The organism is Brevundimonas sp. UBA2416 (assembly GCF_002343105.1).
GTDB lineage: Bacteria > Pseudomonadota > Alphaproteobacteria > Caulobacterales > Caulobacteraceae > Brevundimonas.
In genome coordinates, this window is sequence record NZ_DDRM01000046.1 from 21,576 (window position 1) to 45,549 (window position 23,974).

A 23,974-nucleotide genomic window follows, 5' to 3' on the forward strand; every position below is an offset into this window, starting at 1 on the left:
GCATATGGTCAAGGTCCGTACGGTCGGCGTCAATCCAGCCTTGAACCATTCACGCCGCCGGTAGAGCATGAGCGCCGCCCCCCGCACGGAGTTCCCATGACTGACGCCGCCCCCGGCCTGTTCCTCGGCCAATCCGAAAAGCCGGAACAACTGCTGTTTCATCGCGCCAACCGCCACGGCGTCGTCGCCGGCGCGACCGGCACCGGCAAGACGGTCACGCTGCAGATCATGGCCCAGGGCTTTTCCGACGCAGGCGTTCCGGTCTTTTGCGCCGATGTGAAGGGCGATCTGTCAGGCATCTGCGTGCCGGGTTCGCCCAATGAGAAGCTGCTGGCCCGCGCCGCCGGCATGGGCCTGACCCTGACGCCGCGCGCCGCCCCGACGGTGTTCTGGGACCTTTACGGCCTCAAGGGCCACCCGATCCGCACAACGGTCAGCGAGATCGGCCCCCTGCTTCTGGCCCGGATGCTGAACCTCAACGATGTGCAGGAGGGTGTGCTCTCGGTCGTCTTCCACGTCGCCGACAAGGAAGGCCTGCTGCTGCTCGACCTCGACGACCTGCGCGCCATGCTGGTCCATGTCGGCGAGAACGCCGAGCGCATCGGCCGCGAGGTCGGCAATGTCGCGCCCGCCTCCATCGCCGCCATCCAGCGCTCGATCCTCCAGCTCGAGCAACAGGGCGGCAAGGCCTTCTTCGGCGAACCGGCCCTGCGACTGGAGGACATGATGCGCACCGGTCTGGACGGCCGGGGGCAGGTCAATGTGCTGGACGCCACGAAGCTGATGGCCAGTCCGCGCCTCTACGCCGCCTTCCTGCTGTGGCTGCTGTCGGAACTGTTCGAACAGCTGCCCGAGGTCGGCGACCCGGAAAAGCCGCGCCTCGTCTTCTTCTTTGATGAGGCCCATCTGCTGTTCAATGACACGCCGGATGCGCTGAGGGAGAAGGTCGAACAGGTCGTGCGCCTGATCCGCTCCAAGGGCGTCGGGGTCTATTTCGTCACCCAGAACCCGGCCGACATCCCCGACAGCGTCCTGGCCCAGCTGGGCAACCGCATCCAGCATGCCCTGCGCGCCTACACCCCGGCAGAACAGCGCGGACTGAAGGCGGCGTCCGACAGTTTCCGCGTCAATCCCGCCTTCGACACCGCCGAGGCCATCCAGGGTCTGGGCGTCGGCGAGGCCCTGGTCTCGACCCTCGACGAGAAGGGCGCGCCCCATGTCGTGGCCCGCACCCTGATCCGCCCGCCGGACAGCCGCCTCGGCCCCGCCACCGACGCCGAACGCGCCGCCGTCATGGCCGCCAGCCCCGTGCGCGGCCTCTATGAGGCCGTCATCGACCGCGAATCCGCCGAGGAAGTCCTCGCCGCCCGCCGTGGCGAGGCCGATCAGGCCACGGCCGACGCCAAACTGGCCGAGGCCCGGGCCAAGGCCGACGCCGCAGCCGCGAAGGAGGCCGAAAAAGCCGCCGCTGCCCGCGAGAAGATCGAAGCGCGCGAACAGGCCCGCTACGACCGCGAAGCCGCCCGCCCCCGGGCCCCGGCCCGCCGATCGACGCGCGAGACGCCGGTGGAGGCCATGACCAAATCCGTTCTGCGCACGGCGGGCTCGACCCTGACCCGGGAAATCCTGCGCGGCGTGCTGGGCGGTTTGAGACGGCGGTGAGCGCCCTCGGGATCATCCACACCCACCTTGAATGGCTGCGGTCCGGTGACGCGAGCGATCCCGAGCACAGCTATAGCCTTCAGCTTCATGTCGCCGAGGAATGGATGCAGGCAACCGGCCTGTCCCGGCGCCAGATCTGTGACGTCGTGGCGGCGTGGTTGGCGTTCGGTTTCGATTCCGGACGCCTGACTTTCGGTTTCGCCGACATGATCGCCAACAATCTCCACTGGGTAGCGCAGGCCGAAGCGTCCGGCGGAACATCAAACCTGACGGACTTCCACACGCAGCTGTCTTGGGCGGTCTATCTGGCCTTCGACGCGGGCGAGTTCACTTTCGACCCCGAATTCGACCCGGTTGAAGGCAACACCCGTCCGCAGATCTCAGACATCGTCGGCCGGATCGACGAGCTGATCGAATATCCGCCGGCCTTGACTGGTTTCAGGGCCGCGGAACCAGCCGCCACATCCTGAGGGGGTGACGCACCGCGCCCGCCTCCTCGCCCGCCTCAGCGCCGCGACCCATGTAGAAGTCGGCTCTCACCGGGCCGCGGATGGCGGAGCCGGTGTCGAGCGCCACGACCAGCCCTTGATAGCTGGCCCGGGCGCCGCGCAGATTGCCGCCGTCGGCTGAAATCCACACCAGATCGCCATAGCGCCAGTGCGCCGGATCGACGGCGATCGAGCGGCGGGCGGTCAGGGGAATGCCCGCCGCGCCGTTCGGATGGCCGCCGTCATCGGGGTCCATGGCGAAGAAGATGTAGCGCGGGTTCAGCGCCATCACCGCCCGCGCCTCCGGCCCGCGATGCGCCGCCAGCCAGGCGCGGATGGCCTCGCCGGAGGTGCCGTTGGCCGGCAGCAGGCCCTGTTCCGTCATCGGCCGGGCGATGCCGACGAAGGGCCGGCCGTTGTCGCCGGCGTAGGCGGCGCGGGCCCGCGAGCCGTCCTCGAAGGTCAGATAGCCCGAGCCCTGGATCTGCATGAAGAAAAGGTCCTCGGCCCGCATCCAGGCGAGAGCCTCGGCCTCCAGCGCCTCACGCGGCGCCGCCTCGATATCGGCGCGCACGGCCATGACGTCGCCGCGGGCCCAGCCTGAAGGGCGGGGCAGGATCGGCACGTCGAACTCGGCGTCGGGAGCGCGGCGGGCGGCGTATTCCGGCGCGAAATAGGAGGTCAGCAGCCCCGGCCCGCCATCCGCCGTCCGCGCCGCCACGACGGTGAAGCCGCTTTCGAGAAAGGCGCGCGCCGCCGAGGGCGTCACCGGCTTCGAGGTCTGTTTGATGTGCATGGCCCGGTCGCACTGGATCCGCGAGGCGGCGTCGCGCGCGACCCGGCAGCCGTCGGCCCAGGCCTCGAAGGCGGCCAGATGGTCCTCGTCGTTCCAGCCGGGCAGGGTCGCAGGGCTCGGCCCCTCACGCGCGGGGGGAGGGCCGGGTGACGGCGAGGGGGCAGGAGGAGGGGTTTCCGGCAGCGCCGGCGGCGGCGGCGGAACGGCCGGCGTCGTGGCGCAGGCTGCGAGCGTCAGTACGAGGCCGACAAGGACGGCCGTCCCGAAGAGTCCCCGACGGCGCGCGCCGCCGCAGATCATGCCGTGGCGGGCTCGGTGCGGGCCAGGACCCAGTTCGGATCGCTGGCGCCGAGGGTGCGTTCAAAGGTCCACAGCTCGGCCACGCGGCGTTCCTCGACCTGCGGCTCGGCGGCCGCGTCGGAGGGGGTCACCGTATTGCGCAGCTCGGCCAGGAAGCGGACCTTGGCAATGGCGCGGTTCTCTTCAGCCGAGGCCTGCTCCAGATCGGCGCGGGCCGGATGGAGGAATTCGGCGACCTCGGTCTCACCCCGGGTCTCGCGGGCGGCTATGCCGGCCTCGAACGAGGCCATGACAGTGGGGGTCAGCAGGGGTTTCAGGGTCTCGCGGTCGCCGGCGGCATAGGCGCGGACGATGGTCTCATGCGCCTGGCGCGCGCCTTCGAGGAAGCGCACCGGGTCGAAGGCCGGATCGCGCGCCTTCAGACCGGCGATCGAAGCCAGGGTGACGGCGTCCAGCACATGAGGCCGTCCCGCAGACTGGTCCGCCGCCGCGGCGCCCGGAGTCGGGGCGGGCTTCGCGCGGGCATCCTCTTCCGGCTGGCGGCCGACCTTCTTGCCCAGCACATTATAGAGCTGGAACAGGACCACGGCCGCGATGACGGCGAAGATGACGATCTGGATTTGAACCGGCGGCACTGGCGAACCTTGATGGGCGGCCGGCGGGGGGACCGGGCGCAACGACAGACGATTAGGGGCTGATATAGGCACGCGCAACCGCAACCGCCTCATTGCGGGGGTGAGCATCGTTGCCGCACCCGGCGCCTCGTGCTAGTCGCCGCGCCTTCCCGGCGCCTTATTCCGGCGTCGACCACTCTTTCAGACAGACCCGACCGATGACCGACGCCGCGCCTCCCTCTGACGCCAAACCCGCCGACGCCGCGCCGCAAGGACCGCAAGGCCCCGGCTTCCGCATCGTCGCGCAATACGTCAAGGATCTGTCCTTCGAGAACCCCAAGGCGCCCGACAGCCTGCGCGTCGACGGCAAGCCGGCCATCGACATGGGCGTCGAGATGAACGCCCAGGGCCGTCCCGACGGCCTGTTCGAGGTTGATCTGCGCCTGACCATCAAGGCCACCACCGATGCCATGACGGTCTTCAATGTCGAGCTGCTGTACGGCGGCCTCTTCGCCCTGCAGGGCGTGCCGGAGCAGGACATCGAACCGCTGCTGCTGATCGAATGCCCGCGCTATCTGTTCCCGTTCGCCCGCGAGATCATCGCCCGCGCCACCTCGGACGGCGGCTTCTACCCGCCCTTCATGCTGGACCCGATCGATTTCGCCGGCATCTATGTCGCCCGCCAGCAGTCGATTGCGCGCGGACCGGCGGACGCGGGTCAGGCCTAAACGCTCTCAAGCAGCCCGCCGCCGCGCGGCGGGCGACAGAGCCACAAAAGGCGTCCGTCAGGCGGCGGACGCCTTTTCCATGTCCAGCCCATAGGCTTCCCACAGCGACCGGTCCTTCAGGTTCGCCTGAAGGAAGGCCAGATGCGCGGCCTGTTCCGCCTCGCTGGTGCGTGCAGGCAGCGGCCGGGGACGCGGTCCATAGCCCTGGGCGGCCACGGCCGCCGCGGCGGCGACCGTCGCGCGCGAGGCCGACAGATCAAGCCGGCGCTCCTTGCCGCCCTTGAGCTCCAGATAGACCTCGGCCAGCAGGCGGGCGTCGATCAGGGCGCCGTGCAGGGTCCGCTCGACCAGGGAGACCTTGAACCGCTTGCACAGGGCGTCCAGCGAATTGGCCATGCCCGGAAACCGGGTCTGGGCCAGTTTCAGCGTGTCGATCCAGCGGTCTTCAGGGAACAGGGCCCGGCCGCAGCGGCCGAACTCGTGGTCGATGAAATTGCGGTCAAACTGGGCGTTGTGGGCGATGATCGGCGCGTCACCGATGAAGTCGCACAGGTCGATGACGATCTCGGCGAATTTCGGCGCGTCCTTCACCTTGTCATCGGTGATGCCGTGAACGCGGATGGCGTCGGCGGGGATCAGCCGCTCGGGGTTGATCAGCCGGTGGAAGGTGCGGCCCGTCGGCAGCAGGTCCTCGATCTCGATACAGCCGACCTCGATCATCCGGTCGCCCGTGCGCGGGTCGAAGCCGGTGGTCTCGGTATCAAGGACGATTTCGCGGGACATGGATGGTTATTGCGATGGTTCGCCGGCTTTCGGAAGGCCGTGCCGGGGCGGCGTCCACCCTTCAGCCAGAACCATCCCCACGATTTCGTCCACCCGCGCCCGCGCCGCCTCCAGCCCGACGCTGGTGTCGATGACGAAATCGGCCCGGCGGCGCTTCTCCGCGTCCGGCAGCTGACGCGCCAGAATGGCCTCGAACCGCTCGCGGGTCATGCCGGGCCGGGCCAGAACCCGCTCCGCCTGAACCGCGGCCGGGGCGGTCACCACCACCACCGCATCCACGGCCGCATCGCCGCCCGTCTCGAACAGCAGCGGAATATCCAGTACCGCCAGCTTCACGCCCCGCGCCTCTGCCGCCGCCAGATCCTCAAGCCGTCCCTTCAGCACCAGCGGATGGACGATGGCCTCCAGCCGCCGGAAGGCCTCGCCATCCTGTCCCAGCGCTTCCGCCAGCCGGGCCCGATCGACCGCGCCGTCCGCCACCACGCCCGGAAACGCTTCGCCGACCGGCCCGACGGCCGCCCCGCCCCGGGCATATAGCCGGTGCACGGCGTCGTCGGCGTTCCAGACCAGGGCGCCGGCATCGGCGAACATGGCCGTCGTCGTCGACTTGCCCATGCCGATGGAGCCGGTCAGACCGAGCACGATCATGGCGTCTCTCCCAGCGCTGTCAGCGCCGCTGCCCGGACGTCGATCGCGGGCGGTTCGATCCCGAAGATAGCCTGGAATGACGGTCGCGCCTGGCCGATCAGCATGGCCAGGCCATCTACGGTGGCCAGCCCCCGGCTTCGACCCTGCATCAGGAAGGACGTGATCAGCGGCCGGTAGGTCATGTCCATCAGAACTGCGTCATCCCGCAACCGGGACACGTCGATCCCGGGCGATACGCTCAGGGCGTTGACCACCAGCGCCGCCTCGCTCAGCGCCGTCACCTCAACCACAGCGGCGCCAAGTTCCCCGGCCAGCGCCTCGGCCCGCGCACGAGTCCGGTTGAGCACCCCCACGTTCGCGCCGGCTGCTTTGAGCGCCGCGACAGCCGCCCGCGCCGCGCCGCCCGCGCCCAGAACGACGACGCTCTGGCCACGCACATCCAGCTGCGGCGCCTGTTCGGCCAGCGCCGCCATCAGACCCGCCCCGTCGGTGCTGTCGGCCCGGACCTGGCCGTCTCCGAACAGCAGCAGATTGGCCGAGCCGCAGGTCATGGCCGTCGCGCTCGCCTCGTCCGCCAACGCCAGCGCCTGTTCCTTGAACGGGGCGGTGACGTTCAGCCCCCGCAGCCGCCCGGCCCGGCCGTCGGCGACCAGGGCGGCGAAATCCGCCGCATCCGCCGGTGCGAAGGCGCGATAGTCGGCTTCCAGCCCGGCCGCCGTGATCCAGGCGGTGTGGATCAACGGGCTCAGGGAATGGGCGATCGGCTGGCCCGCGACGCCCGCCAGCATCGTCACGACTTCAGCACCCCGGCCCGGCGCAGCTCGGCCAGCACCGGCCACAGCGGGAGACCCAGGACGCTGAAATAGTCGCCCTCCACCGCCTCGAACAGCTGTGACCCCATTCCCTCCAGCCGGTAGGAGCCGACGCAGGCCAGCAGCCCTTCGCCCTCGGCCGCGAGATAGGCGTCGAGGAAGGCGTCGGAGAAATCGCGCACCCGCATGGTCGCCGTATCCACCCCGGACCAGACGATCTGGCCGTTGCGGGCGAGGGCCGCGCCCGAATGCAGATGATGGACCTTGCCACGCATGGCCATCAGCCGCGCCCGCGCCGCCTCGAGCGAGCCGGCCTTGGACACCAGACCGCCGTCAAAGGACAGGGTCTGATCCGCCCCGAGCACCCAGGCGTCACCGTCATGGCGCGACACCGCCAGCGCCTTGACCCTTGCCAGCTCTGCCGCCAGGCCCGCGGCGTCGGCCGGATCATGCGTGGCCTTGACCGCGTCCTCGTCCACATCGGCGACCTGAACCGAGAACGGAACGCCGGCGTCCGTCAGCATTCCCCGCCGCGCCGCGCTCCTGGACGCCAGCACCAGCCGTTCCGTCGGCGCGCTCACCAGGCCGCTCCCAACCGCCGGGTGCGGCGTTCATTCAACAGATTGATGATGGCCGCCGCCGTTTCCTCGACCGAGCGCCGGGTGACGTCGATGACCGGCCAGCCACGGCGTTCAAACGCGCGCCGGGCCTTGACCGTCTCTTCGCGCACCGCCTCGTGGTCGACATAGGAACTGGCCCGGTCGGCATTGAGCCCCTCCAGCCGGTTGCGGCGGATCTGCACCAGCCTGTCCGGCGACACGGTCAGGCCCACCACCAGCGGGTTCTTCAACCCGACGAGGCGTTCTCCGTCCTCCTGCCCCGGCACCAGCGGCACATTGGCGGCGCGGATGCCCCGGTGGGCCAGATAGATGCAGGTCGGGGTCTTGGACGTCCGGCTGACCCCGCAGAGGACCACGTCGGCCCCCTCGAGCTGGACCGCCGTGCCCTGGCCATCGTCATGGGCCATCGCGTAGTCGAGCGCGGCGATGCGGTTGAAATAGTCGGTGTCCAGCGCGTGCTGGGCCCCGACCCGGGTCGAAAGCGCGGCGCCCAGATAGCGCGACAGGGCGCCGACCAGGGGATCCAGCGCCGCGATCTGGGGCATGTCCAGCCTGAGGCAACCCGCTTCCAGCTGTTCGCGCAGTTCCCGGTCGACCAGGGTGTGCAGCACGACCCCGGGCGAGGCCCCCACCTCCTCCAGCACCCGCTCCATCTGTTTGCCGGAGCGGACCAGGGCGTAGATGTGCTCGATCGGAATGACGCCGTCGAACCGGGCGACAACCGCCTTGGCCATGGCGTTCAGGGTCTCGCCGGTGGAATCGGACACCAGATGGACGTGGAAATAGGTCGCCAGCCTTGTGGGGCCAGAGGCGCGGCCGGACGTCATCGGCGGCTGTCCATGATTGCGAGACTCCTGTGGACGGCCCGGGGCGCCAGTGGGGGGCGATACGGGCCGAAGCGTGCGTCATTTCCTATAGCGGCGACTAAGGCGGGCCGCGAGCGGGGACAGAGGTGGACGGGGCGCCATGCGGTGGCGTCTTTCATCCCAAGGCTGGCAGCGGCCGCCGATCCGCCTGTGGAGATCCTTAACGAGACGTTAACGGCGCCCAGCCGGAGCCTTCCTTCCTTGCCCTTCCCGCCCCGCTGTTAAGGCCTCGTTAGGATTTATCCCCGCTTTCACCAGCCCGGTTGAGGGCCACCCCGGCGACTGTGACTGTTTGCGGAAAACCGGTCCGGAACCGGTCCAAACCCTCCGTTTGTCCCCGTCTTCCCCGGTCCTGCCTTCTACTTCCAAACCTCAAGACTCTTTTCTTGAGAAGGATTGGAAGGGTGCGACACGGGACGGGGTTGAGCCGAACCCGGCCCCCCGGTAGGACCGGGGTCAGATGACCTCCTCCCCCGATACGCCCCTGTTGCTCAAGGTTCTCGCCGGCGAGGCGACGCCCCGACCGCCCGTATGGTTCATGCGTCAGGCCGGGCGCTACCTGCCGGAGTACCGGGCTCTGCGGGCGACGACGCCGGACTTCATCTCCTTCTGCCTCGATCACGAGAAGGCCGCCGAGGCGACCCTGCAGCCGATGCGACGGTTCGGCTTCGACGCCGCCATCGTCTTCGCGGACATCCTGCTGATCCCGCAGGCCCTGGGCCAGGAGGTCTGGTTCGAGGCCGGCGAAGGGCCGCGGCTCGGCGCCTTGCCGCCCGTCGAGGGCATGCATGACCTCACCGCAGGGGCCGGCGAGGCCCTGAAACAGGTCGGCCAGACACTGTCGCTGGTGCGGTCGCAACTGGAGCCTGAGCGGGCCTTGATCGGGTTCGCCGGCGCGCCCTGGACCGTGGCCACCTATATGCTCGACGGCGCGGCCCGGACCATCGGCAAGGGCGAACGGGCACAGGCCCGGACCTACGCCTATGCGGAACCTGAGAAGGTCGCGGCCCTGCTCGACGTTCTGGTTGAGGCCACGGCGCATTATCTGAAGATGCAGGCCGACGCCGGCGCGCAGGTGCTGAAGATCTTTGAGAGTTGGGCTGAGGGACTGCCTGACGATCTGTTCGAAAGTCTGGTCCTGCGTCCACACCAGACACTGGTGCGCCGGGTTCGCGAACTGGGCGTCACCACCCCCCTGATCGGCTTCCCGCGCGGTTCAGCCGCTCTGGCGGAGCGCTACGCTGCCGAGGTGGACGTCCAGGCCGTGGCGCTCGACACCGCCTGTCCGCTCGAGGTCGGCAGACGCGTCCAGGCGATCAAGCCGATCCAGGGGGCGCTCGACCCCCTGCTGTTGCGCGCCGGGGGGCCGATTCTGGACCGCCGCGTCGATCAGCTGCTGGAGGCCTGGGGGCAGGGGCCGTGGATCTTCAACCTCGGCCACGGCATCCTGCCGGACGTGCCGGTCGCCCATGTCGAACAGGTGCTGAAACGGATCGGTGCGCAATGACCGGGAGCCCGGGCGGCCGCCGCGTCGCAGTGGTGCTGTTCAATCTCGGCGGGCCCGACGATCAGGCGTCCGTCAAACCCTTTCTGTTCAACCTGTTCAGCGACCCGGCCATCATCGGCCTGCCCAACCCGTTCCGCGCCGTTCTGGCCCGGTTGATCTCCAGCCGCCGCGAGACCAGCGCCCAGGCCAACTACGCCCTGATGGGCGGCGGCTCGCCCCTGTTGCCCGAGACCCGCCGTCAGGGCGCCGCGATGGCTGAGGTCCTGACCGGAATGCTGCCGGGGGACGAGGTCCGCGCCTTCATCGCCATGCGCTACTGGTCGCCCCTGACCGAACAGACGGCGGCCGAGGTGGCGGCCTTCGCGCCCGACGAGATCGTCCTGCTGCCGCTCTATCCGCAGTTCTCGACCACCACGACACAGTCCTCGCTCAAGGCCTGGCGCGAGGTCTATGCGGGGCCGGGCGTCAGCCGGACGGTGTGCTGCTATCCCGAGGCGCCAGGCTGGATCGAGGCGCAGGCCGATGGTGTGAGGGCGAAACTGGCCGAGGCCGGCGACCGGCCTGTCCGCGTCCTGTTCTCGGCCCACGGCATCCCCGAAAGCCTGATCGCGAAGAAGGGGGATCCCTATCAGGAGCAGATCGAATCGACCTGCGCCGCCATCGCGGTCCGGGCCGGGTTGACGGAAGGTGCCTGGGCGATCTGCTACCAGAGCCGCGTCGGGCCGATGAAATGGCTGGGGCCGTCGACGCCTGACGCCATCGCCCAGGCCGGTCGGGACGGTGTCGGCGTCGTGGTCGCCCCCGTCGCCTTCGTCTCCGAACATATCGAGACACTGGTCGAGCTGGATATCGAATACGCCGAGCTGGCGCACGAGCAGGGGGTGACGCCCTATCTGCGCAGCCCCGCGGTCGGCGTGGCCGCCCCCTTCATCCAGACCCTCGCCGATGCCGTGGTTGGGGCCCTGTCGCGGACGGAAACGGCGCCCTGGGGTCCCGGTTGCCGGGCTGACTGGAAGGCCTGTCCCCGGACGTGCGAGCGGAGGGCGGCATGACATTCGAGATCGTGCGCGGTCTGCATATCCTGGCCGTTATCGCCTGGATGGCCGGCATGCTCTTCCTGCCGCGCCTCTATGCCTATGACGCCGAGCAGGCGGACAAGGCCGAGCCGCTGCGGACGGAGATGCGCGGCCTGCTGCGGACCTGGCAGCATCGCCTGCTGAAGATCATCATCAACCCTTCGATGATCGCCGCCTGGATTTTCGGTGTCTGGATGATCGGCATCCACATATTCGAATACGGCGCCGGCTGGGGCTTTCTCGCCCAGCCCTGGATGGTCGCCAAACTCGCCGGGGTCGTCGCCCTTTCGGCCTGGCACGGCTTCCTGGCCGGCGAGCTGAAGCGCATTCAATCCGGGACTTCGGTCCGGACGGGCCGCTTCTGGCGCATGACCAACGAAGTGCCCTTCGTTATCGCCATCGTGATGGTGCTGTCCGTCACGACCCAGTGGACCTTCGGGTAGGCCGCTCAGCTTGACGTAGCCGGCCCCGCGTGGTTTCGCTCAATGCGATCGCCCTGCAGGAGTCTGGGGCGGCCCCCTTCTTTGCGACGCCCGCCGATTTCGCCGGGACGACCCGTCGCCCTTCCATCCGGCCGCAAGGCCAGACATCGCCAGATTTTCCCGCCCGCGCGACGCCCTGTCTCGCGGCGATGATTATGATTGCACGCCATGACCGATCCCACCGACGCCCCCGAAGCCGAACTGACCGCCGAGGCCGAAGCGCCTGAGGTCGGCAATGAGATGGCCGCCGCCGACCTGCCGATGGTCGACCAGGAGTCCGGCGACGAGGATGACGACGGCGAACCGATCGTCCCCAATGGCCGCATCACCTTGCAGGAGCTGAACGAGAAGACGCCGGAAGACCTGGTCGCCTTCGCCGAAAGCCTCGAGATCGAGAACGCCGGCAATCTACGCAAACAAGACCTGCTGTTCGCCATCCTCAAGACCCTGGCCGATGAAGAAGTCGAGATCATCGCCGACGGCGTGCTCGAAATCCTGCCGGACGGCTTCGGCTTCCTGCGCAGTCCGGACGTCAATTATCTTCCGGGTCCGGACGATGTTTACGTCTCGCCGTCGCAGATCCGCCGCTTCGGCCTGCGCTCGGGCGACACCATCCACGGCGCCGTCCGTGGCCCGCGCGAGGGCGAGCGCTATTTCGCCCTGCTCAAGGTCGACACGATCAATTTCGAGGACCCCGAGACGGTCAAGACCAAGGTCCTGTTCGACAACCTGACCCCGCTCTATCCCGAAGAGCGGCTGCATATGGAAATCCAGGACCCGACGCTGAAAGACCGCTCGGGCCGGGTCATCGACATCGTCGCTCCGCTCGGCAAGGGCCAGCGCTGCCTGATCGTCGCCCCGCCGCGCGTCGGCAAGACGGTCATGCTGCAGAACATCGCCAAGTCGATCGAGAAGAATCACCCCGAGGTCTTCCTCATCGTCCTGCTGATCGATGAGCGCCCGGAAGAGGTGACCGACATGCAGCGGACGGTGAAGGGCGAGGTCATCGCCTCGACCTTCGACGAGCCGGCGACCCGCCACGTCGCCGTCGCCGAAATGGTGATCGAGAAGGCCAAGCGTCTGGTCGAGCACAAGAAGGATGTCGTCATCCTGCTCGATTCCATCACGCGCCTGGGCCGGGCCTACAACGCCACCGTGCCGTCGTCGGGCAAGGTCCTGACCGGCGGCGTCGACGCCAACGCCCTGCAGCGGCCGAAGCGGTTCTTCGGCGCCGCGCGGAATGTGGAGCAGGGCGGTTCCCTGACCATCATCGCCACCGCCCTGATCGATACGGGCTCGCGGATGGACGAGGTGATCTTCGAAGAGTTCAAGGGCACGGGTAACTCGGAAATCGTGCTGGACCGCAAGGTCGCCGACAAGCGGATCTTCCCGGCCATCGACGTGCTCAAGTCCGGCACCCGCAAGGAAGAGCTCACCACGCCGAAGGACCAGCTGGCCAAGACCTATGTCCTGCGCCGCATCCTCAACCCGATGGGCCCGCAGGACGCGATCGAGTTCCTCATCGACAAGCTGCGCCAGTCGAAGAACAATGCGGACTTCTTCCAGTCGATGAACACGTGATTTTGGGCCCTATGCTCGCGACGCGGTCGCTCGCGGCTTGAGGGCCGGCCTGTTTCACGTGAAACACGCCCTCAAGTAGTCGGGCGCCGCGCGTCCGACGACAGGGCAAGGAGACGTCATGAAGGTCAATGTCGAGGTCGAATGCACACCGGAGGAGGCGCGCGCCTTCCTCGGCCTGCCCAATGTCGAACCGCTGAACGATCATCTCGTCGCCGAGATGAAGCGCCGCATGGACGAGAACATAACGGCCATGCAGCCCGACGAACTGATGAAGACCTGGACCAGTTTCGGCATGCAGGCCCAGGACCAGTTCCGCAAACTGATGGAAGCCGCGGTCAAGCCGTGACCCGACGTCTCCTCCCCCTTCATGGGGGAGGGGGACCATCCGAAGGATGGTGGAGGGGGCCAGCCTCGACACCGGCGGATGCGTTCGGCCCCCTCCGTCACGCCGCTGACGCGGCGCGCCGCCTCCCCCATGAAAGGGGAGGAGACACAGCATGACCGACACCATCTTCGCCCTCGCCACCCCGCCCGGTCGGGGCGCTATCGCCATCCTGCGCCTGTCCGGTCCGGGAACGGACGCCGCCCTGACAGCGCTCGGCGCCGGCGGCCTGAAGCCGCGCCTCGCCTCTCTGCGTGACCTCTCCCACGATGGCCGACCCATAGACCAGGCCCTGGTCCTGCGCTTTCCGGCTCCAAACTCCTACACCGGCGAGGCTTGCGCCGAACTCCACCTCCACGGCGGGCGGGCGGTGGTCGAGGCGGCGGCGGGCGCTCTGGTCGCTCTGGGCCTGCGCCCGGCAGACCCGGGCGAGTTTACCCGCCGGGCCTTTGAGAATGGCCGAATGGACCTGGCCCAGGCCGAGGCTGTGGCCGATCTGATCGACGCCGAGACCGCGGCCCAGGCCGGCCAGGCGCTGGGCCAACTCGACGGGGCGTTGAGCCAGACCTACGCCGGCTTCCGCCGCGACCTGCTGACCGCCCTCGCTCTGGTCGAGGCCGAGATCGACTTTCCCGACGAGGAAGTGCCCGACAACCTCGCCCGGTCCGCCGGGCCGGTGCTGGACCGGTTGATCGCCGACCTGAAGGCGGCGCTCGCCGACGCCCGCCGGGGGGAACGGGTGCGCGAGGGTTATCGCATCGTCCTGATCGGTGAGACCAACGCCGGAAAATCCTCTCTGTTCAACGCCCTGGTCGCGCGCGAGGCGGCCATCGTCACCCCGATTGCGGGCACGACCCGCGACGTGCTCGACGCCGACCTGATCATCGGCGGCTTCGCCGTGACCCTGTCCGACACCGCCGGCCTGCGCGACAGCGCCGATCCGGTTGAGGCCGAGGGCGTGCGGCGGGCTCGGGCCCGGGCGGAGGCGGCTGACCTGCGTCTGTGGATCCGTGGCCCAGGCGACGCAGAAGGGGACGCCGCCGGGTTTGCCCGCCCAAGCGACCTGCTGGTTCTGACCAAGGCCGATCTTGGAGCCGGTCGAGCCGTCGAGGGGTTCGAGACATTGTCGGTCAGCACCGCGACCGGGCAGGGGTTGTCCGAACTCCACGACTGGATCGCCGCTCGACTGGCGCAGGACCTCTCCGGCGCCGATTTTCCGGCAGTCACGCGGGAGAGACATCGCCGTCGCCTGGCCGAAGCGCTCTGCGCGGCCGAAGCGGGGCGTGCCGCGCTGGAGGTCGCACCCGAAATGGCCGGCGACGACCTCCGCCGGGCGGCAGATGCCCTGGCCCGGGTGACGGGGGCGATCGGGGTGGAGGACATTCTCGGTGAAGTCTTCTCGACCTTCTGCATCGGCAAGTAGCCGTTTCACGTGAAACATCCGCACGGCCAAGGTGGCGGAAGGGCCGGATTTGCCCTATGTGCCCGCCCATGAAAGGTTTCGACGTTATCGTTATCGGGGGAGGACACGCCGGCTGTGAGGCCGCTGCGGCGTCCGCGCGCGCGGGTGCCCGCACCGTGCTGCTGACGCAGAAGCTCGAAACCATCGGCGAAATGTCCTGTAACCCGGCCATCGGCGGCCTGGGCAAGGGCCATCTGGTCCGCGAGATCGACGCCATGGACGGGCTGATGGCCCGGCTCGGCGACAAGGCCGGTATCCAGTTCCGGCTGCTCAACCGCTCCAAGGGCGCGGCCGTACGCGGACCGCGCAGCCAGATCGACCGCCGCCTCTATCGCGAAGCCATGCAGGCCGAGCTGGCGGAGACGCCCAACCTCTCGCTCATGGCGGGCACGGCCGAGAGCCTGATCCTCGACGGCGGCCGCGTCGGCGGTGTGGTGACGGGCGAGGGGGTCGAACTGCGCGCCGGGGCGGTGGTCCTGACGACCGGCACCTTCCTCAACGGCGTCATTCACAAGGGCGACCAGCGCATTCCCGCCGGCCGTCATGGGGAGGCGCCCTCGACCGGCCTGGCCGTCGACCTCTATGGCGCCGGCCTGCAGATGGGCCGGCTGAAGACCGGCACCCCGGCGAGGCTCGACGGCCGGACCATCGCCTGGGACCGGCTGGAGATGCAGCAGGCCGACGAAGAGCCCGTGCCCTTCAGCTTCCTGACCGACCGGATCGACGTGCCCCAGATCGCCTGCGGGGTCACCCAAACGACTGAAGAGACCCACCGGATCATCGCCGACAACCTCGGCGACAGCGCCGTCTACGGCGGCCACCTGTCCGGCCGCGGCCCGCGCTACTGCCCCTCGATCGAGGACAAGGTGGTCCGGTTCGCCGACAAGACCTCGCATCAGATCTTCCTCGAGCCCGAGGGGCTCGACGATCCGACGGTCTATCCGAACGGCATCTCGACTTCCGTCTCGGACGCGACCCAGTCGGCCTTCCTGCGCACCATCCCGGGGCTGGAGGCGGTCGAGGTGTTCCGCTTCGGCTACGCGATCGAGTATGACTATGTGGACCCGCGCGAGCTTACCCCGGCGCTTGAGGTCAAGAAGCGGCCCGGCCTGTATCTGGCCGGGCAGATCAACGGCACCACGGGCTATGAGGAGGCGGGGGCGCAAGGCCTGCTGGCCGGACTGAACGCCGCCCGCGCCGCCGCGGGCTCCGACCCTGTCATCCTCGGCCGCGACCAGGCCTATATCGGCGTCATGGTCGACGACCTGGTCACACGTGGGGTGACCGAGCCCTACCGGATGTTCACCAGCCGGGCTGAGTACAGGTTGACGCTCCGCGCCGACAATGCCGATCAACGATTGACTCCATTGGCCGTCGAGGCCGGAATCGTCTCTTCGGTTCGCCAGTCTGCGTTCGAGGCCAAGGCGGCGGAATTGGCGCGGGCCACGGCCTTCGTCCGGTGCGAGACCTTCACGCCCAAGGAGGCTGCGGCCTTCGGAATCGCCGTCAACGCCGACGGCCAGCGCCGCTCGATCCGCGACCTGCTGGCCTTTCCCGGCGTGGATCTGCGCCAGTTCACGGCGGCCTTTCCGGCCATCGCCGACTGGCCGCCGCAGGTGCGCGAACAGGTCGAGATCGATGCGGGCTACGCCGGTTATCTGGACCGCCAGGCTTCAGACGCCGCGGCCCTGCGGCACGAGGAGGCGCTCGCCCTGCCGGTCGATCTCGACTACGCCGCCATCGGCAGCCTCTCGAATGAGGTGCGAGAGAAACTGACCCTGATCCAGCCGCGGACCCTCGGTCAGGCCGGCCGCATCGAAGGCATGACTCCGGGCGCGCTGACGGCGCTTCTGTCCCATGTGAAGAAGGCGAAGGTCCCGGCGTGAGCACGCTCGACGCCGCCGGCTTTCAAACCCTGCGCGCCGCCACCCCGGCGCAGATGGCTGATCTTGCGACGCTGATCGAGCGACTGACCGTGGCCAATGCGGTGATGAACCTCGTCGGACCGGACACCATCCCGGACGTATGGAACCGCCACATCTTCGATTCCGCCCAGCTGCTCGATCTGGCGCCCGAGGCCGCGACCTGGGCCGACCTCGGCGCCGGCGCCGGCTTCCCCGGTCTGGTGCTCGCCATCCTGTTGAAGGACCGCGCCGACAGCCATGTCTGGCTGATCGACAGTCTCGGCAAACGCTGCCGCTTCCTGCAGGAGGTGGTCGAGGCCCTGTCGCTGCGGGCGACGGTCATCAACGGCCGGGCCGAAGAACAGCGGATCAAGGTCGACATCGTCACCGCCCGTGCCCTGGCCCCGATGGACCGGCTGCTCGGCTATGCACAGCCTTATCTACAGCGCGGCGCACAGGGGCTGTTTCTCAAGGGGGAAAAGGCCGAGGCTGAGTTGATCGAAGCCCGCAAGGTCTGGCAGTTCGACAGCGACCTCTCCGTCTCGCGCAGCGATCCGCGCGGCCGTATCGTTTCCGTCCGGAGCCTCCGACGTGTTCAAAGCCGGTAAGACCCGCGTCCTCGCCGTCTCCAACCAGAAGGGCGGGGTGGGCAAGACCACCACGGCGATCAATCTCGGCACGGCCCTGGCCGCGATCGGCGAGAAGGTCCTGATCGTGGACATGGACCCCCAGGGCAATGCCTCCACGGGTCTCGGTGTTCCACGTGAAACACGCCGGGTGACCATCTATGACGTCATGGTTGATGGCCGTTCGGTCGATGAGTCCGCCGTGCCGACGACGGTGCCGGGGCTCGATATCGTGCCCGCCGACGCCGACATGTCCGGCGTCGAGATAGAGCTCAGCCAGGCGGACCGCCGCTCCTACCGTCTCCGGGACGCTCTGCGGGCGCAGGGAGCCGAGGGTCAGACCCGGTATGACTATGTCCTGATCGACTGCCCACCCTCGCTCAACCTGTTGACGCTGAACGCCATGGCCGCCGCCGACGCCGTTCTGGTGCCGCTGCAGTGCGAGTTCTTTGCGCTGGAGGGCCTGACCCAGCTGATGAAGACCATCGAGATGGTGCGGCAGAGCCTCAATCCGACCCTGGAGATCCAGGGGCTGGTCCTGACCATGTATGATCGGCGCAGCACCCTGTCCGGACAGGTCGCCGCCGATGTGCGCAGCCATTTCGGCGACAAGGTCTATGAGGCGGTGATTCCCCGGAACGTCCGGGTCGCCGAGGCGCCATCGTTCGGCAAGCCGGCCCTGATCTACGATCTGAAATGCGCCGGCAGCCAGGCCTATCTGCGTCTCGCCCGCGAAGTGGTGGCGCGCGAGAAATCCCGTCGGCTTCAGGCCGCGTGACCATAATTAAAAGAACGGAATCAGTCAGTTGAGCGAACGTCAGCGCGGTCTCGGTCGGGGTCTCTCCGCCCTACTCGGTGAACAGGTGGCCGAGAGCGCGCCCGTTGACGGCGCCCCGGCGCCCGTCGGCGTGCGCATGGCCCCGATCGAAAGCCTCAAGCCCAATCCCGACCAGCCGCGCAAGATCTTCGACCGCGACGATCTGGAAGAGCTGGCTGCCTCGATCCGCGACAAGGGCGTGCTGCAGCCCATTCTCGTCCGTTCTCATCCGAAGGAGGACGGCGTCTGGCAGATCATCGCCGGCGAACGCCGCTGGCGGGCCGCCCAGCTGGCCCGGCTGACCGAGGCCCCGATCATCATCAAGGAGATGGACGACGTCGCGGTGTTCGAGGTCGCCATTATCGAGAACGTCCAGCGGACGGACCTGAATCCGCTTGAGGAAGCCGACGCCTATCGCATGCTGATGGAGCGCTTCGGCCGCACCCAGGACGCCGTCGCCGGCGTGGTCGGCAAGAGCCGCAGCCACGTGGCCAACACCCTGCGCCTGCTGCAACTCCCCGAAGAGGTGCTGCAGCACGTCCGGAGCGGCAAGCTCAGCGCCGGCCACGCCCGGGCCCTGATCACGGCGCCCGATCCGGTCGCCCTGGCCGATCAGATCGTGGCCGAGGGACTGAACGTCCGTCAGGCCGAAGCGCTCGCCCGCCGCGCCGCCGACGGACCGAAGAGCCGCAAGTCCGGCGCGTCCAACGCGAGCGGCGAAGGCTCGGCTGATGTCGCCGCGCTGGAACAGGATCTGGCCGACGCGCTCGGCCTCAAGGTCCAGCTGGCCGATCGGGGCGGCAAGGGAGAGCTGACGATCACCTACGGCACGCTGGAACAGCTCGATGACCTGTGCCGTCGATTGATGCGCGGCTGACGCCGGTCCGTGCTAGGCTGACCCCATGACCGACAAGCCTTCCAATCCGACCGCCGAAGCCATGAAGCGCGCCCTCGCCGCCAAGAAGGCCGGGGGCGGGCCTGGATATACGGGGCTTCAGGGCTCAGCCCGCGCCGAAGAGAAGGCGCAGCAGGCTCGCAGCACCGCGCTCGCCAAGCCCGCCTTCCGCAAGGCGTCGAAACGGGGCTAGAGCCCGAGCCGCCGCGCGCGGGCCGATATCTCGAGCAGCAACCGCTCGGCGATCAGCTGGTCCGGCGAGCCGGTCGTCTTCGTCGCCACATCGGCTGTGTTGACGCTGTCGAGCACGCGGTCGAGATCTTCCAGACGCCAGCTGCGGGCCTGCCGCAGCATCTCGGCCTCCTGTTTCCAGAATACGCCCGCCGCCTTGGCCGCCTCCTTGGCCCCGGCACCATTGGCCTGGAGCACATTGATGCGCCGCAGCTTGCCGAGGTGGATGGAGGCCTGTCTCACCGCCATGACAGGCGACTCTCCCTCGGCCAGGGCGCGCCTCAGACCTGACTGGGCCGGGGCGGGTCGGCCACCGAAGGCCTGGAGCGCGGCATCCTGCAGGGAGGCGTCGGCCTCGACCCCCAGATGCCGCTCCAGCTCCTCGACATCGATGGTCTTGCCGGAGCCCGGGCCGATATAGAGGGCCAGACGCTCGATCTCCTGCCGCATCAGGCCGCGCTCGCGCGGCAGCCGGCTCACGAACCGGTCCAGCGCATCGCCGGTCAGGCCGACCTTGTCGGCCGCGAGCGCCTCGCGGGTCATCCGGGCCACGTCGCCGGTTTCATCCTCATAACAGGCGATACCGACGGCCCCCTGCGAGGCCTCGGCGGCCTTTCGAAGGGCGGAGTCGCGGCCCAGCGCCCCGGCCTCGATGACCAGCATGGCGTCGGGATTGTAGCCGCCCTCGGCATGGACCTTGAGCGCGGCGGCGAGCGCCTTGTCGATCGAGGCCTTCTCCGACCCCAGCCGGACCCGCACCAGACGCCGGCCGCCGATCATGGACAGGGCCGTCAGGGCCTCCTCCAGCCGGGCTTCGTCGCCGTCGATGTCGCTGTCGGTCAGCAGGGTGACATTGAAGGGGTCGTTGAGATCGGGGGTGATCGCCCGGCACAGGATCTCGGCGCGCTCGCCGACGCCTGACCGGTCCTTGCCGTGGATGACGGCGGCGCGGACCCCCCGGTCCGGCGACTTGAGGAAGCGATCGACTTCGGGGCGTTTCGCCAAAATCATGAGGCGTGAATCATGGCTGGGCCGACAGGGCCCGCATCAGGTCGAGACGGATCAGGCGGGCCAGTTCGGCCGCGGCGCGTTCCTCGCCGTCCTGCTGGGCGGCGATGGCGGCGAAGGGCTGGTCGGCGGCGGCATAGGTGGTGGTGACGGTCTCGACGCCCGAGACGGCCGGACCGCCTCCCGTCGGGGTCAGGGTCCAGGCCCCGCGGACAGTCAGTTCATAGCGGGTCGCGGTGTCGTCGATGCGCCGGCCCAGAGGCCGCCGCGACTGTTCGAGCACGGTCTCCAGCCGCCAGAGCGGGGCCTGGGCGCCATCGCGGCCCAGCCCGTCCTCGAGCTGCTCCCGCACGCGGTAGCCGAGGCGGTCGTCCTGGGTGGTCACGGCGATGCGCGACAGGGACGAGCCGACGGCGGTCTCTCCGTACAGGGGCGTGAAGCCGCAGCCTGCCAGTCCCACAAGCGCGACAATGGCTGCGGCGAGCGCCCGCATCAGCCGACCACCAGATTGACGATGCGATCCTTGACCACCACGATCTTCCTCACCGTCTGACCCTCCAGCCGCGCCTGGACATCGGCGTCGGCCATGACGATGGCCTCGACCTCGGCCGGCTCCAGACCCCGGGCGACGCGGATCTCGCCGCGGCGCTTGCCGTTGACCTGGATGGGCAGGGTCACCTCGTCGTCGGCCGCCAGGGCCGGGTCGAATTCCGGCCAGGGCGCATCCAGCACCATCCCCTCTTCACCGAGCCGCGTCCAGCATTCCTCGGCCAGGTGGGGGGTGAAGGGGGCGACAAGTCGCACGAGGGCTGACAAGGCCTGACGCCGCGCCGCCCCGCCCGCCGTTCCGTGGTCACGCACGACGGCCACGAAGGCGTAGAGCTTGGCGATGGCCGAGTTGAAGCGGAAGCCGCTGACGCCTTCGGAGACGGCCTTGATGGCCTTGTGGGTCTCGCGGATCAATGCGGCGTCGGACTCATGGGCGGGAGCGTCGGGATCGAAGCCGTCGACCTCGGTCCAGACGCGCTGGACGAAGCGGGCGGCGCCTTCGACGCCGCCGGGCGTCCATTGCACGTCGCGCTCGGGCGGACTGTCGCTGAGGACGAACAGCCGGCCGGCGTCGACACCATAGGTGTCGACGATTTCCTGCGGGGCGACGACGTTCTTCTTCGACTTGGACATCTTCTCGATGTCGCCGATGACCAGGGCCTCGCCGGTGGAGAGTTGGCGGGCCGAGCGTTTTCCGGCGTCATTGGTCAGGTCAACGTCGGTGGGCTCGACCCAGCCGCCGTCGGCGCGCCGGTAGGTCTCGTGGACCACCATCCCCTGGGTGAACAGGCCGGCGAACGGCTCCTTCACCGACATCAGGCCGGCATCCGAGAGGGCCCGGCTGATGAATCGGGCATAGAGCAGGTGCAGGACCGCATGCTCGACCCCGCCGATATACTGATCGACCGGCAGCCATTTGTCGGCGGCAGCGCGGGAGATCGGGTCGGCCGCGGTCGGATCGGTGAACCGGGCGAAATACCAGCTGGAGTCGACGAAGGTGTCGAGGGTGTCCGTCTCGCGCACCGCCTCGCCGCCGCACGAGGGGCAGGCCACGTGCTTCCAGGTCGGATGGCGATCCAGCGGATTGCCCGGCGTGTCGAAGGTCACGTCCTTCGGCAGCTCGACCGGCAGCTGATCGGCCGGAACGCCGACGGGACCACACTTTTCGCAGTGGATCACGGGGATGGGACATCCCCAGTACCGCTGGCGGCTGACGCCCCAGTCGCGCAGGCGGTAGAGGGTCGCGCCTTCGCCCTGACCAGCCGCCTCGAGCCTGGCGATGGCGGCGGCCTTGGCGGCCTCCACCTCCATCCCGTCCATGAAGTCGGAGTTGAACAGCCGACCGGGGCCGACATAAGCTTCTGTTTCAACGCCGAAATCGGCAACGGCATCATCCGGTCTCACGACCGGGACGACAGGCAGGTCGTATTTGCGAGCGAAATCGAGGTCGCGCTGATCGTGGGCGGGGCAGCCGAAGATGGCTCCGGACCCATAGGTCGAAAGAACGAAATTGGCCGCCCATACCGGTACGGTCCGCTCGGGATCGAACGGGTGGCGGACGCGGACGCCGAGATCGACACCCTGTTTCTCCGCCTTTTCGATATCGGCTTCGCTGGTTCCCGACTGGGCGCAGGCCGCCACGAAGGCCGCCACGTCGGGCCGATGGGCGGCGATCGCCTTCGTCAGTGGATGGTCCGGCGCCAGCGCCAGGAAGCTGGCCCCGAACAGGGTGTCGGGTCGGGTCGTGTAGATCTCAATGGGGTCGCGGGCGTGGTTCGGCTCGCCCGGCGCTGATGTCGGCAGGAAGGGCGGGGCTTCGGTGATATCCCACCACAGGGTCGCTCCGCGGCTCTTTCCGATCCAGTTCTCCTGCATCAGCCGGACCTTGTCGGGCCAGCGGCCCTCCAGCTCCTTCAGCCCCTCGATCAGGTCGTCGGCATAGTCGGTGATACGCAGGAACCACTGGTTCAGCTTGCGCTTCTCGACCACGGCGCCGGAGCGCCAGCCGCGCCCGTCGACCACCTGCTCATTGGCGAGAACCGTGTTGTCCACCGGATCCCAGTTGACGACCGAATCCTTGCGATAGACCAGACCGCGCTTGAGCAGTTCCAGGAACCAGGCCTGCTGCTTGCCGTAGTAGGCCGGGTCGCAGGTGGCGAATTCGCGCGACCAGTCCAGCGACAGGCCCAGCAGCTTCAACTGGTCGCGCATGGCGGCGATGTTGGACCAGGTCCAGTCGCCGGGGTGGATGCCGCGCTCGATCGCCGCGTTCTCGGCCGGAAGTCCGAAGGCGTCCCAGCCCATGGGATGCAGGACGTCAAAACCCTGCGCCCGCTTCGACCGCGCCACTACGTCGCCCATGACGTAGTTGCGGGCATGGCCCATGTGGATGGCCCCTGACGGATAGGGGAACATCTCCAGCACATAGTATTTCGGCCGGCCCGTGCCCTCGGTCGGCATGCGGAAGGCGTCGGCGGCCGCCCAGCGGGCCTGCTGGCGGGGTTCGGCGGTCTTGGGTTCGTAGCGAACCGGGGTCTTGGCCACAGGAGTCTTTCAGGCTGCTCCTTCAGGAACAGGCCCGACGGAGGCTAGGCGGTGGGGAGGGCGATCAGCCGGCGTTGGAAAGGTTGAGCTGGCGCGCCTTGGTCAGGATGGCGTTTTCCAGATCGGTCTCGGTCTGGGCCGCGACCCGGGCGCCGGTCCAGCAGCCGGCGGTGTCGACTTCCGCGTCGGCATCGGCGGGATTGGGCGTGCAGCCGGGGCGCAGAACCTGTTTGGTGATGCTGACGTTCAGGGCGTCAGCACGCAGGCGGCGGTCAAGGATGAACACGGTCGCCTTGAAGCGCTCGTTCGGCGTCTGCGGGTCAATGTACCAGCCGTAGTTGATGACGCCGCCCCAGGGGTCGGCATTGGCCAGCGGCATGAAGCTCAAGGTGTCAAGGGTGGCGCGCCACAGGAAGGCGTTGACCCCGATGCCCGTCTGGGCGTTCGCCGCGGCCTGGGCGCTGCCCATGCCGCTGAACACTTCGCCCACAGTCGGACCGAACGGGCGGTTGGCGGAACAGCTGCCCAGCAGCACGCACGAGGTGATCAGGGCGACCGTCGCGCCGCGAACCAGCACCATCGAGACTTCTCCA

At 68.6% G+C, this 23,974-nt stretch carries 25 protein-coding genes; 14 read left to right on the plus strand and 11 right to left on the minus strand.

From position 1 onward, the window contains the following. Positions 1-96: 96 nt before the first annotated feature. Positions 97-1,662 carry a helicase HerA-like domain-containing protein gene (locus B3E43_RS15140; RefSeq protein ID WP_292030982.1) on the plus strand — a complete coding sequence of 522 codons (1,566 nt, stop codon included), beginning with the start codon at positions 97-99 and terminating at the stop codon, positions 1,660-1,662. Then, positions 1,659-2,132 (plus strand): hypothetical protein, encoded by a 474-nt coding sequence (locus B3E43_RS15145; RefSeq protein ID WP_292030983.1) that lies wholly within the window; start codon positions 1,659-1,661, stop codon positions 2,130-2,132. The genes B3E43_RS15140 and B3E43_RS15145 overlap by 4 nt, the downstream gene beginning before the upstream one ends. On the opposite strand, the gene B3E43_RS15150 is transcribed toward B3E43_RS15145, so the two are convergent. Both B3E43_RS15150 and timA read right to left on the minus strand, forming a co-directional pair. Then, positions 2,101-3,246 (minus strand): MltA domain-containing protein, encoded by a 1,146-nt coding sequence (locus B3E43_RS15150; RefSeq protein ID WP_292030985.1) that lies wholly within the window; start codon positions 3,244-3,246, stop codon positions 2,101-2,103. The two genes, B3E43_RS15145 and B3E43_RS15150, sit on opposite strands and share 32 nt — an antisense overlap. Continuing rightward, a complete protein-coding gene (gene timA / locus B3E43_RS15155) occupies positions 3,243-3,881 on the minus strand; it encodes a TIM44-related membrane protein TimA (RefSeq protein WP_292030987.1) in 639 nt (212 codons plus the stop codon). Before timA ends, B3E43_RS15150 begins: the two co-directional genes overlap by 4 nt. A 197-nt stretch (positions 3,882-4,078) precedes the next feature. Between timA and secB the strand changes: the two genes are divergently transcribed. Beyond that, complete coding sequence (secB, locus tag B3E43_RS15160) at positions 4,079-4,588, plus strand: protein-export chaperone SecB (RefSeq protein ID WP_292030989.1); 510 nt, start codon at positions 4,079-4,081, stop codon at positions 4,586-4,588. 57 nt (positions 4,589-4,645) lie between these two features. Here secB and dnaQ read toward each other — a convergent pair whose 3' ends face one another. From dnaQ to B3E43_RS15185, 5 genes are read right to left on the minus strand one after another with little or no spacing between them, the layout of a single operon-like run. After that, entirely contained in the window at positions 4,646-5,371 is a 726-nt protein-coding gene (dnaQ, locus tag B3E43_RS15165; RefSeq protein ID WP_292030991.1) for a DNA polymerase III subunit epsilon, read from the minus strand. Positions 5,372-5,377: 6 nt separating this feature from the next. After that, positions 5,378-6,019, minus strand: coding sequence for a dephospho-CoA kinase (coaE, locus tag B3E43_RS15170; protein WP_292030993.1), 642 nt, complete (start codon positions 6,017-6,019; stop codon positions 5,378-5,380). Next, positions 6,016-6,807, minus strand: a complete 792-nt coding sequence (locus B3E43_RS15175; protein WP_292030996.1) for a shikimate dehydrogenase family protein — start codon at positions 6,805-6,807, stop codon at positions 6,016-6,018. Before B3E43_RS15175 ends, coaE begins: the two co-directional genes overlap by 4 nt. 2 nt (positions 6,808-6,809) lie before the next feature. Then, a complete protein-coding gene (locus B3E43_RS15180) occupies positions 6,810-7,412 on the minus strand; it encodes a Maf family protein (RefSeq protein WP_414631366.1) in 603 nt (200 codons plus the stop codon). Further along, a complete protein-coding gene (locus B3E43_RS15185; protein WP_292030999.1) occupies positions 7,409-8,278 on the minus strand; it encodes a pyruvate, water dikinase regulatory protein in 870 nt (289 codons plus the stop codon). The genes B3E43_RS15180 and B3E43_RS15185 overlap by 4 nt, the downstream gene beginning before the upstream one ends. A gap of 499 nt (positions 8,279-8,777) precedes the next feature. Here B3E43_RS15185 and hemE point away from each other — a divergent pair, with 499 nt between their 5' ends. From hemE to B3E43_RS15240, 11 genes are all read left to right on the plus strand, one after another. Beyond that, a complete protein-coding gene (hemE, locus tag B3E43_RS15190; protein ID WP_292031001.1) occupies positions 8,778-9,824 on the plus strand; it encodes a uroporphyrinogen decarboxylase in 1,047 nt (348 codons plus the stop codon). Beyond that, entirely contained in the window at positions 9,821-10,876 is a 1,056-nt protein-coding gene (hemH, locus tag B3E43_RS15195; protein WP_292031003.1) for a ferrochelatase, read from the plus strand. The genes hemE and hemH overlap by 4 nt, the downstream gene beginning before the upstream one ends. Continuing rightward, the gene (locus B3E43_RS15200) at positions 10,873-11,343 is read left to right on the plus strand and encodes a CopD family protein (protein ID WP_292031005.1); all 471 of its coding nucleotides are present in this window, start codon (positions 10,873-10,875) and stop codon (positions 11,341-11,343) included. Before hemH ends, B3E43_RS15200 begins: the two co-directional genes overlap by 4 nt. A 207-nt stretch (positions 11,344-11,550) precedes the next feature. Further along, on the plus strand, positions 11,551-12,963 hold the full coding sequence (gene rho, locus B3E43_RS15205; protein WP_292031008.1) for a transcription termination factor Rho: 1,413 nt from the start codon (positions 11,551-11,553) through the stop codon (positions 12,961-12,963). A 118-nt stretch (positions 12,964-13,081) separates the two neighbouring features. Continuing rightward, on the plus strand, positions 13,082-13,309 hold the full coding sequence (locus B3E43_RS15210; protein WP_292031011.1) for a DUF6489 family protein: 228 nt from the start codon (positions 13,082-13,084) through the stop codon (positions 13,307-13,309). 151 nt (positions 13,310-13,460) lie between these two features. After that, entirely contained in the window at positions 13,461-14,768 is a 1,308-nt protein-coding gene (gene mnmE, locus B3E43_RS15215; RefSeq protein ID WP_292031013.1) for a tRNA uridine-5-carboxymethylaminomethyl(34) synthesis GTPase MnmE, read from the plus strand. A gap of 68 nt (positions 14,769-14,836) precedes the next feature. Further along, on the plus strand, positions 14,837-16,693 hold the full coding sequence (gene mnmG, locus B3E43_RS15220; protein ID WP_292031016.1) for a tRNA uridine-5-carboxymethylaminomethyl(34) synthesis enzyme MnmG: 1,857 nt from the start codon (positions 14,837-14,839) through the stop codon (positions 16,691-16,693). A gap of 53 nt (positions 16,694-16,746) precedes the next feature. Further along, the gene (gene rsmG, locus B3E43_RS15225) at positions 16,747-17,319 is read left to right on the plus strand and encodes a 16S rRNA (guanine(527)-N(7))-methyltransferase RsmG (RefSeq protein ID WP_292031202.1); all 573 of its coding nucleotides are present in this window, start codon (positions 16,747-16,749) and stop codon (positions 17,317-17,319) included. Next, positions 17,303-18,115, plus strand: coding sequence for a ParA family protein (locus tag B3E43_RS15230; protein WP_292031018.1), 813 nt, complete (start codon positions 17,303-17,305; stop codon positions 18,113-18,115). The genes rsmG and B3E43_RS15230 overlap by 17 nt, the downstream gene beginning before the upstream one ends. A 28-nt stretch (positions 18,116-18,143) precedes the next feature. Beyond that, a complete protein-coding gene (locus tag B3E43_RS15235; RefSeq protein ID WP_292031020.1) occupies positions 18,144-19,031 on the plus strand; it encodes a ParB/RepB/Spo0J family partition protein in 888 nt (295 codons plus the stop codon). Positions 19,032-19,056: 25 nt separating this feature from the next. Then, positions 19,057-19,242: a hypothetical protein gene (locus B3E43_RS15240; RefSeq protein WP_292031022.1), complete on the plus strand. Its 186-nt coding sequence runs from the start codon at positions 19,057-19,059 to the stop codon at positions 19,240-19,242. Here B3E43_RS15240 and holA read toward each other — a convergent pair. The 4 genes from holA to B3E43_RS15260 all read right to left on the minus strand — a co-directional run bounded on the left by holA (position 19,239) and on the right by B3E43_RS15260 (position 23,961). Beyond that, the gene (gene holA / locus B3E43_RS15245; protein ID WP_292031026.1) at positions 19,239-20,291 is read right to left on the minus strand and encodes a DNA polymerase III subunit delta; all 1,053 of its coding nucleotides are present in this window, start codon (positions 20,289-20,291) and stop codon (positions 19,239-19,241) included. The two genes, B3E43_RS15240 and holA, sit on opposite strands and share 4 nt — an antisense overlap. Positions 20,292-20,301: 10 nt before the next feature. Continuing rightward, complete coding sequence (gene lptE / locus B3E43_RS15250) at positions 20,302-20,781, minus strand: LPS assembly lipoprotein LptE (RefSeq protein WP_292031028.1); 480 nt, start codon at positions 20,779-20,781, stop codon at positions 20,302-20,304. Then, positions 20,781-23,381 (minus strand): leucine--tRNA ligase, encoded by a 2,601-nt coding sequence (gene leuS / locus B3E43_RS15255; protein WP_292031030.1) that lies wholly within the window; start codon positions 23,379-23,381, stop codon positions 20,781-20,783. Before leuS ends, lptE begins: the two co-directional genes overlap by 1 nt. A 64-nt stretch (positions 23,382-23,445) precedes the next feature. After that, on the minus strand, positions 23,446-23,961 hold the full coding sequence (locus tag B3E43_RS15260; RefSeq protein WP_292031032.1) for a DUF3576 domain-containing protein: 516 nt from the start codon (positions 23,959-23,961) through the stop codon (positions 23,446-23,448). Between the last annotated feature and the right edge of the window lie 13 nt (positions 23,962-23,974).

Excerpts from the sequence above, each read along its gene's own strand:
- B3E43_RS15140 (WP_292030982.1), top strand. The coding sequence starts at position 97 with ATGACTGACGCCGCCCCCGGCCTGTTCCTCGGCCAATCCGAAAAGCCG.
- B3E43_RS15150 (WP_292030985.1), bottom strand. The coding sequence starts at position 3,246 with ATGATCTGCGGCGGCGCGCGCCGTCGGGGACTCTTCGGGACGGCCGTC.
- secB (WP_292030989.1), top strand. The coding sequence starts at position 4,079 with ATGACCGACGCCGCGCCTCCCTCTGACGCCAAACCCGCCGACGCCGCG.
- dnaQ (WP_292030991.1), bottom strand. The coding sequence starts at position 5,371 with ATGTCCCGCGAAATCGTCCTTGATACCGAGACCACCGGCTTCGACCCG.
- coaE (WP_292030993.1), bottom strand. The coding sequence starts at position 6,019 with ATGATCGTGCTCGGTCTGACCGGCTCCATCGGCATGGGCAAGTCGACG.
- B3E43_RS15175 (WP_292030996.1), bottom strand. The coding sequence starts at position 6,807 with ATGCTGGCGGGCGTCGCGGGCCAGCCGATCGCCCATTCCCTGAGCCCG.
- B3E43_RS15185 (WP_292030999.1), bottom strand. The coding sequence starts at position 8,278 with ATGACGTCCGGCCGCGCCTCTGGCCCCACAAGGCTGGCGACCTATTTC.
- hemE (WP_292031001.1), top strand. The coding sequence starts at position 8,778 with ATGACCTCCTCCCCCGATACGCCCCTGTTGCTCAAGGTTCTCGCCGGC.
- hemH (WP_292031003.1), top strand. The coding sequence starts at position 9,821 with ATGACCGGGAGCCCGGGCGGCCGCCGCGTCGCAGTGGTGCTGTTCAAT.
- B3E43_RS15200 (WP_292031005.1), top strand. The coding sequence starts at position 10,873 with ATGACATTCGAGATCGTGCGCGGTCTGCATATCCTGGCCGTTATCGCC.
- rho (WP_292031008.1), top strand. The coding sequence starts at position 11,551 with ATGACCGATCCCACCGACGCCCCCGAAGCCGAACTGACCGCCGAGGCC.
- B3E43_RS15210 (WP_292031011.1), top strand. The coding sequence starts at position 13,082 with ATGAAGGTCAATGTCGAGGTCGAATGCACACCGGAGGAGGCGCGCGCC.
- mnmE (WP_292031013.1), top strand. The coding sequence starts at position 13,461 with ATGACCGACACCATCTTCGCCCTCGCCACCCCGCCCGGTCGGGGCGCT.
- mnmG (WP_292031016.1), top strand. The coding sequence starts at position 14,837 with ATGAAAGGTTTCGACGTTATCGTTATCGGGGGAGGACACGCCGGCTGT.
- rsmG (WP_292031202.1), top strand. The coding sequence starts at position 16,747 with ATGGCTGATCTTGCGACGCTGATCGAGCGACTGACCGTGGCCAATGCG.
- B3E43_RS15240 (WP_292031022.1), top strand. The coding sequence starts at position 19,057 with ATGACCGACAAGCCTTCCAATCCGACCGCCGAAGCCATGAAGCGCGCC.
- holA (WP_292031026.1), bottom strand. The coding sequence starts at position 20,291 with ATGATTTTGGCGAAACGCCCCGAAGTCGATCGCTTCCTCAAGTCGCCG.
- lptE (WP_292031028.1), bottom strand. The coding sequence starts at position 20,781 with ATGCGGGCGCTCGCCGCAGCCATTGTCGCGCTTGTGGGACTGGCAGGC.
- B3E43_RS15260 (WP_292031032.1), bottom strand. The coding sequence starts at position 23,961 with ATGGTGCTGGTTCGCGGCGCGACGGTCGCCCTGATCACCTCGTGCGTG.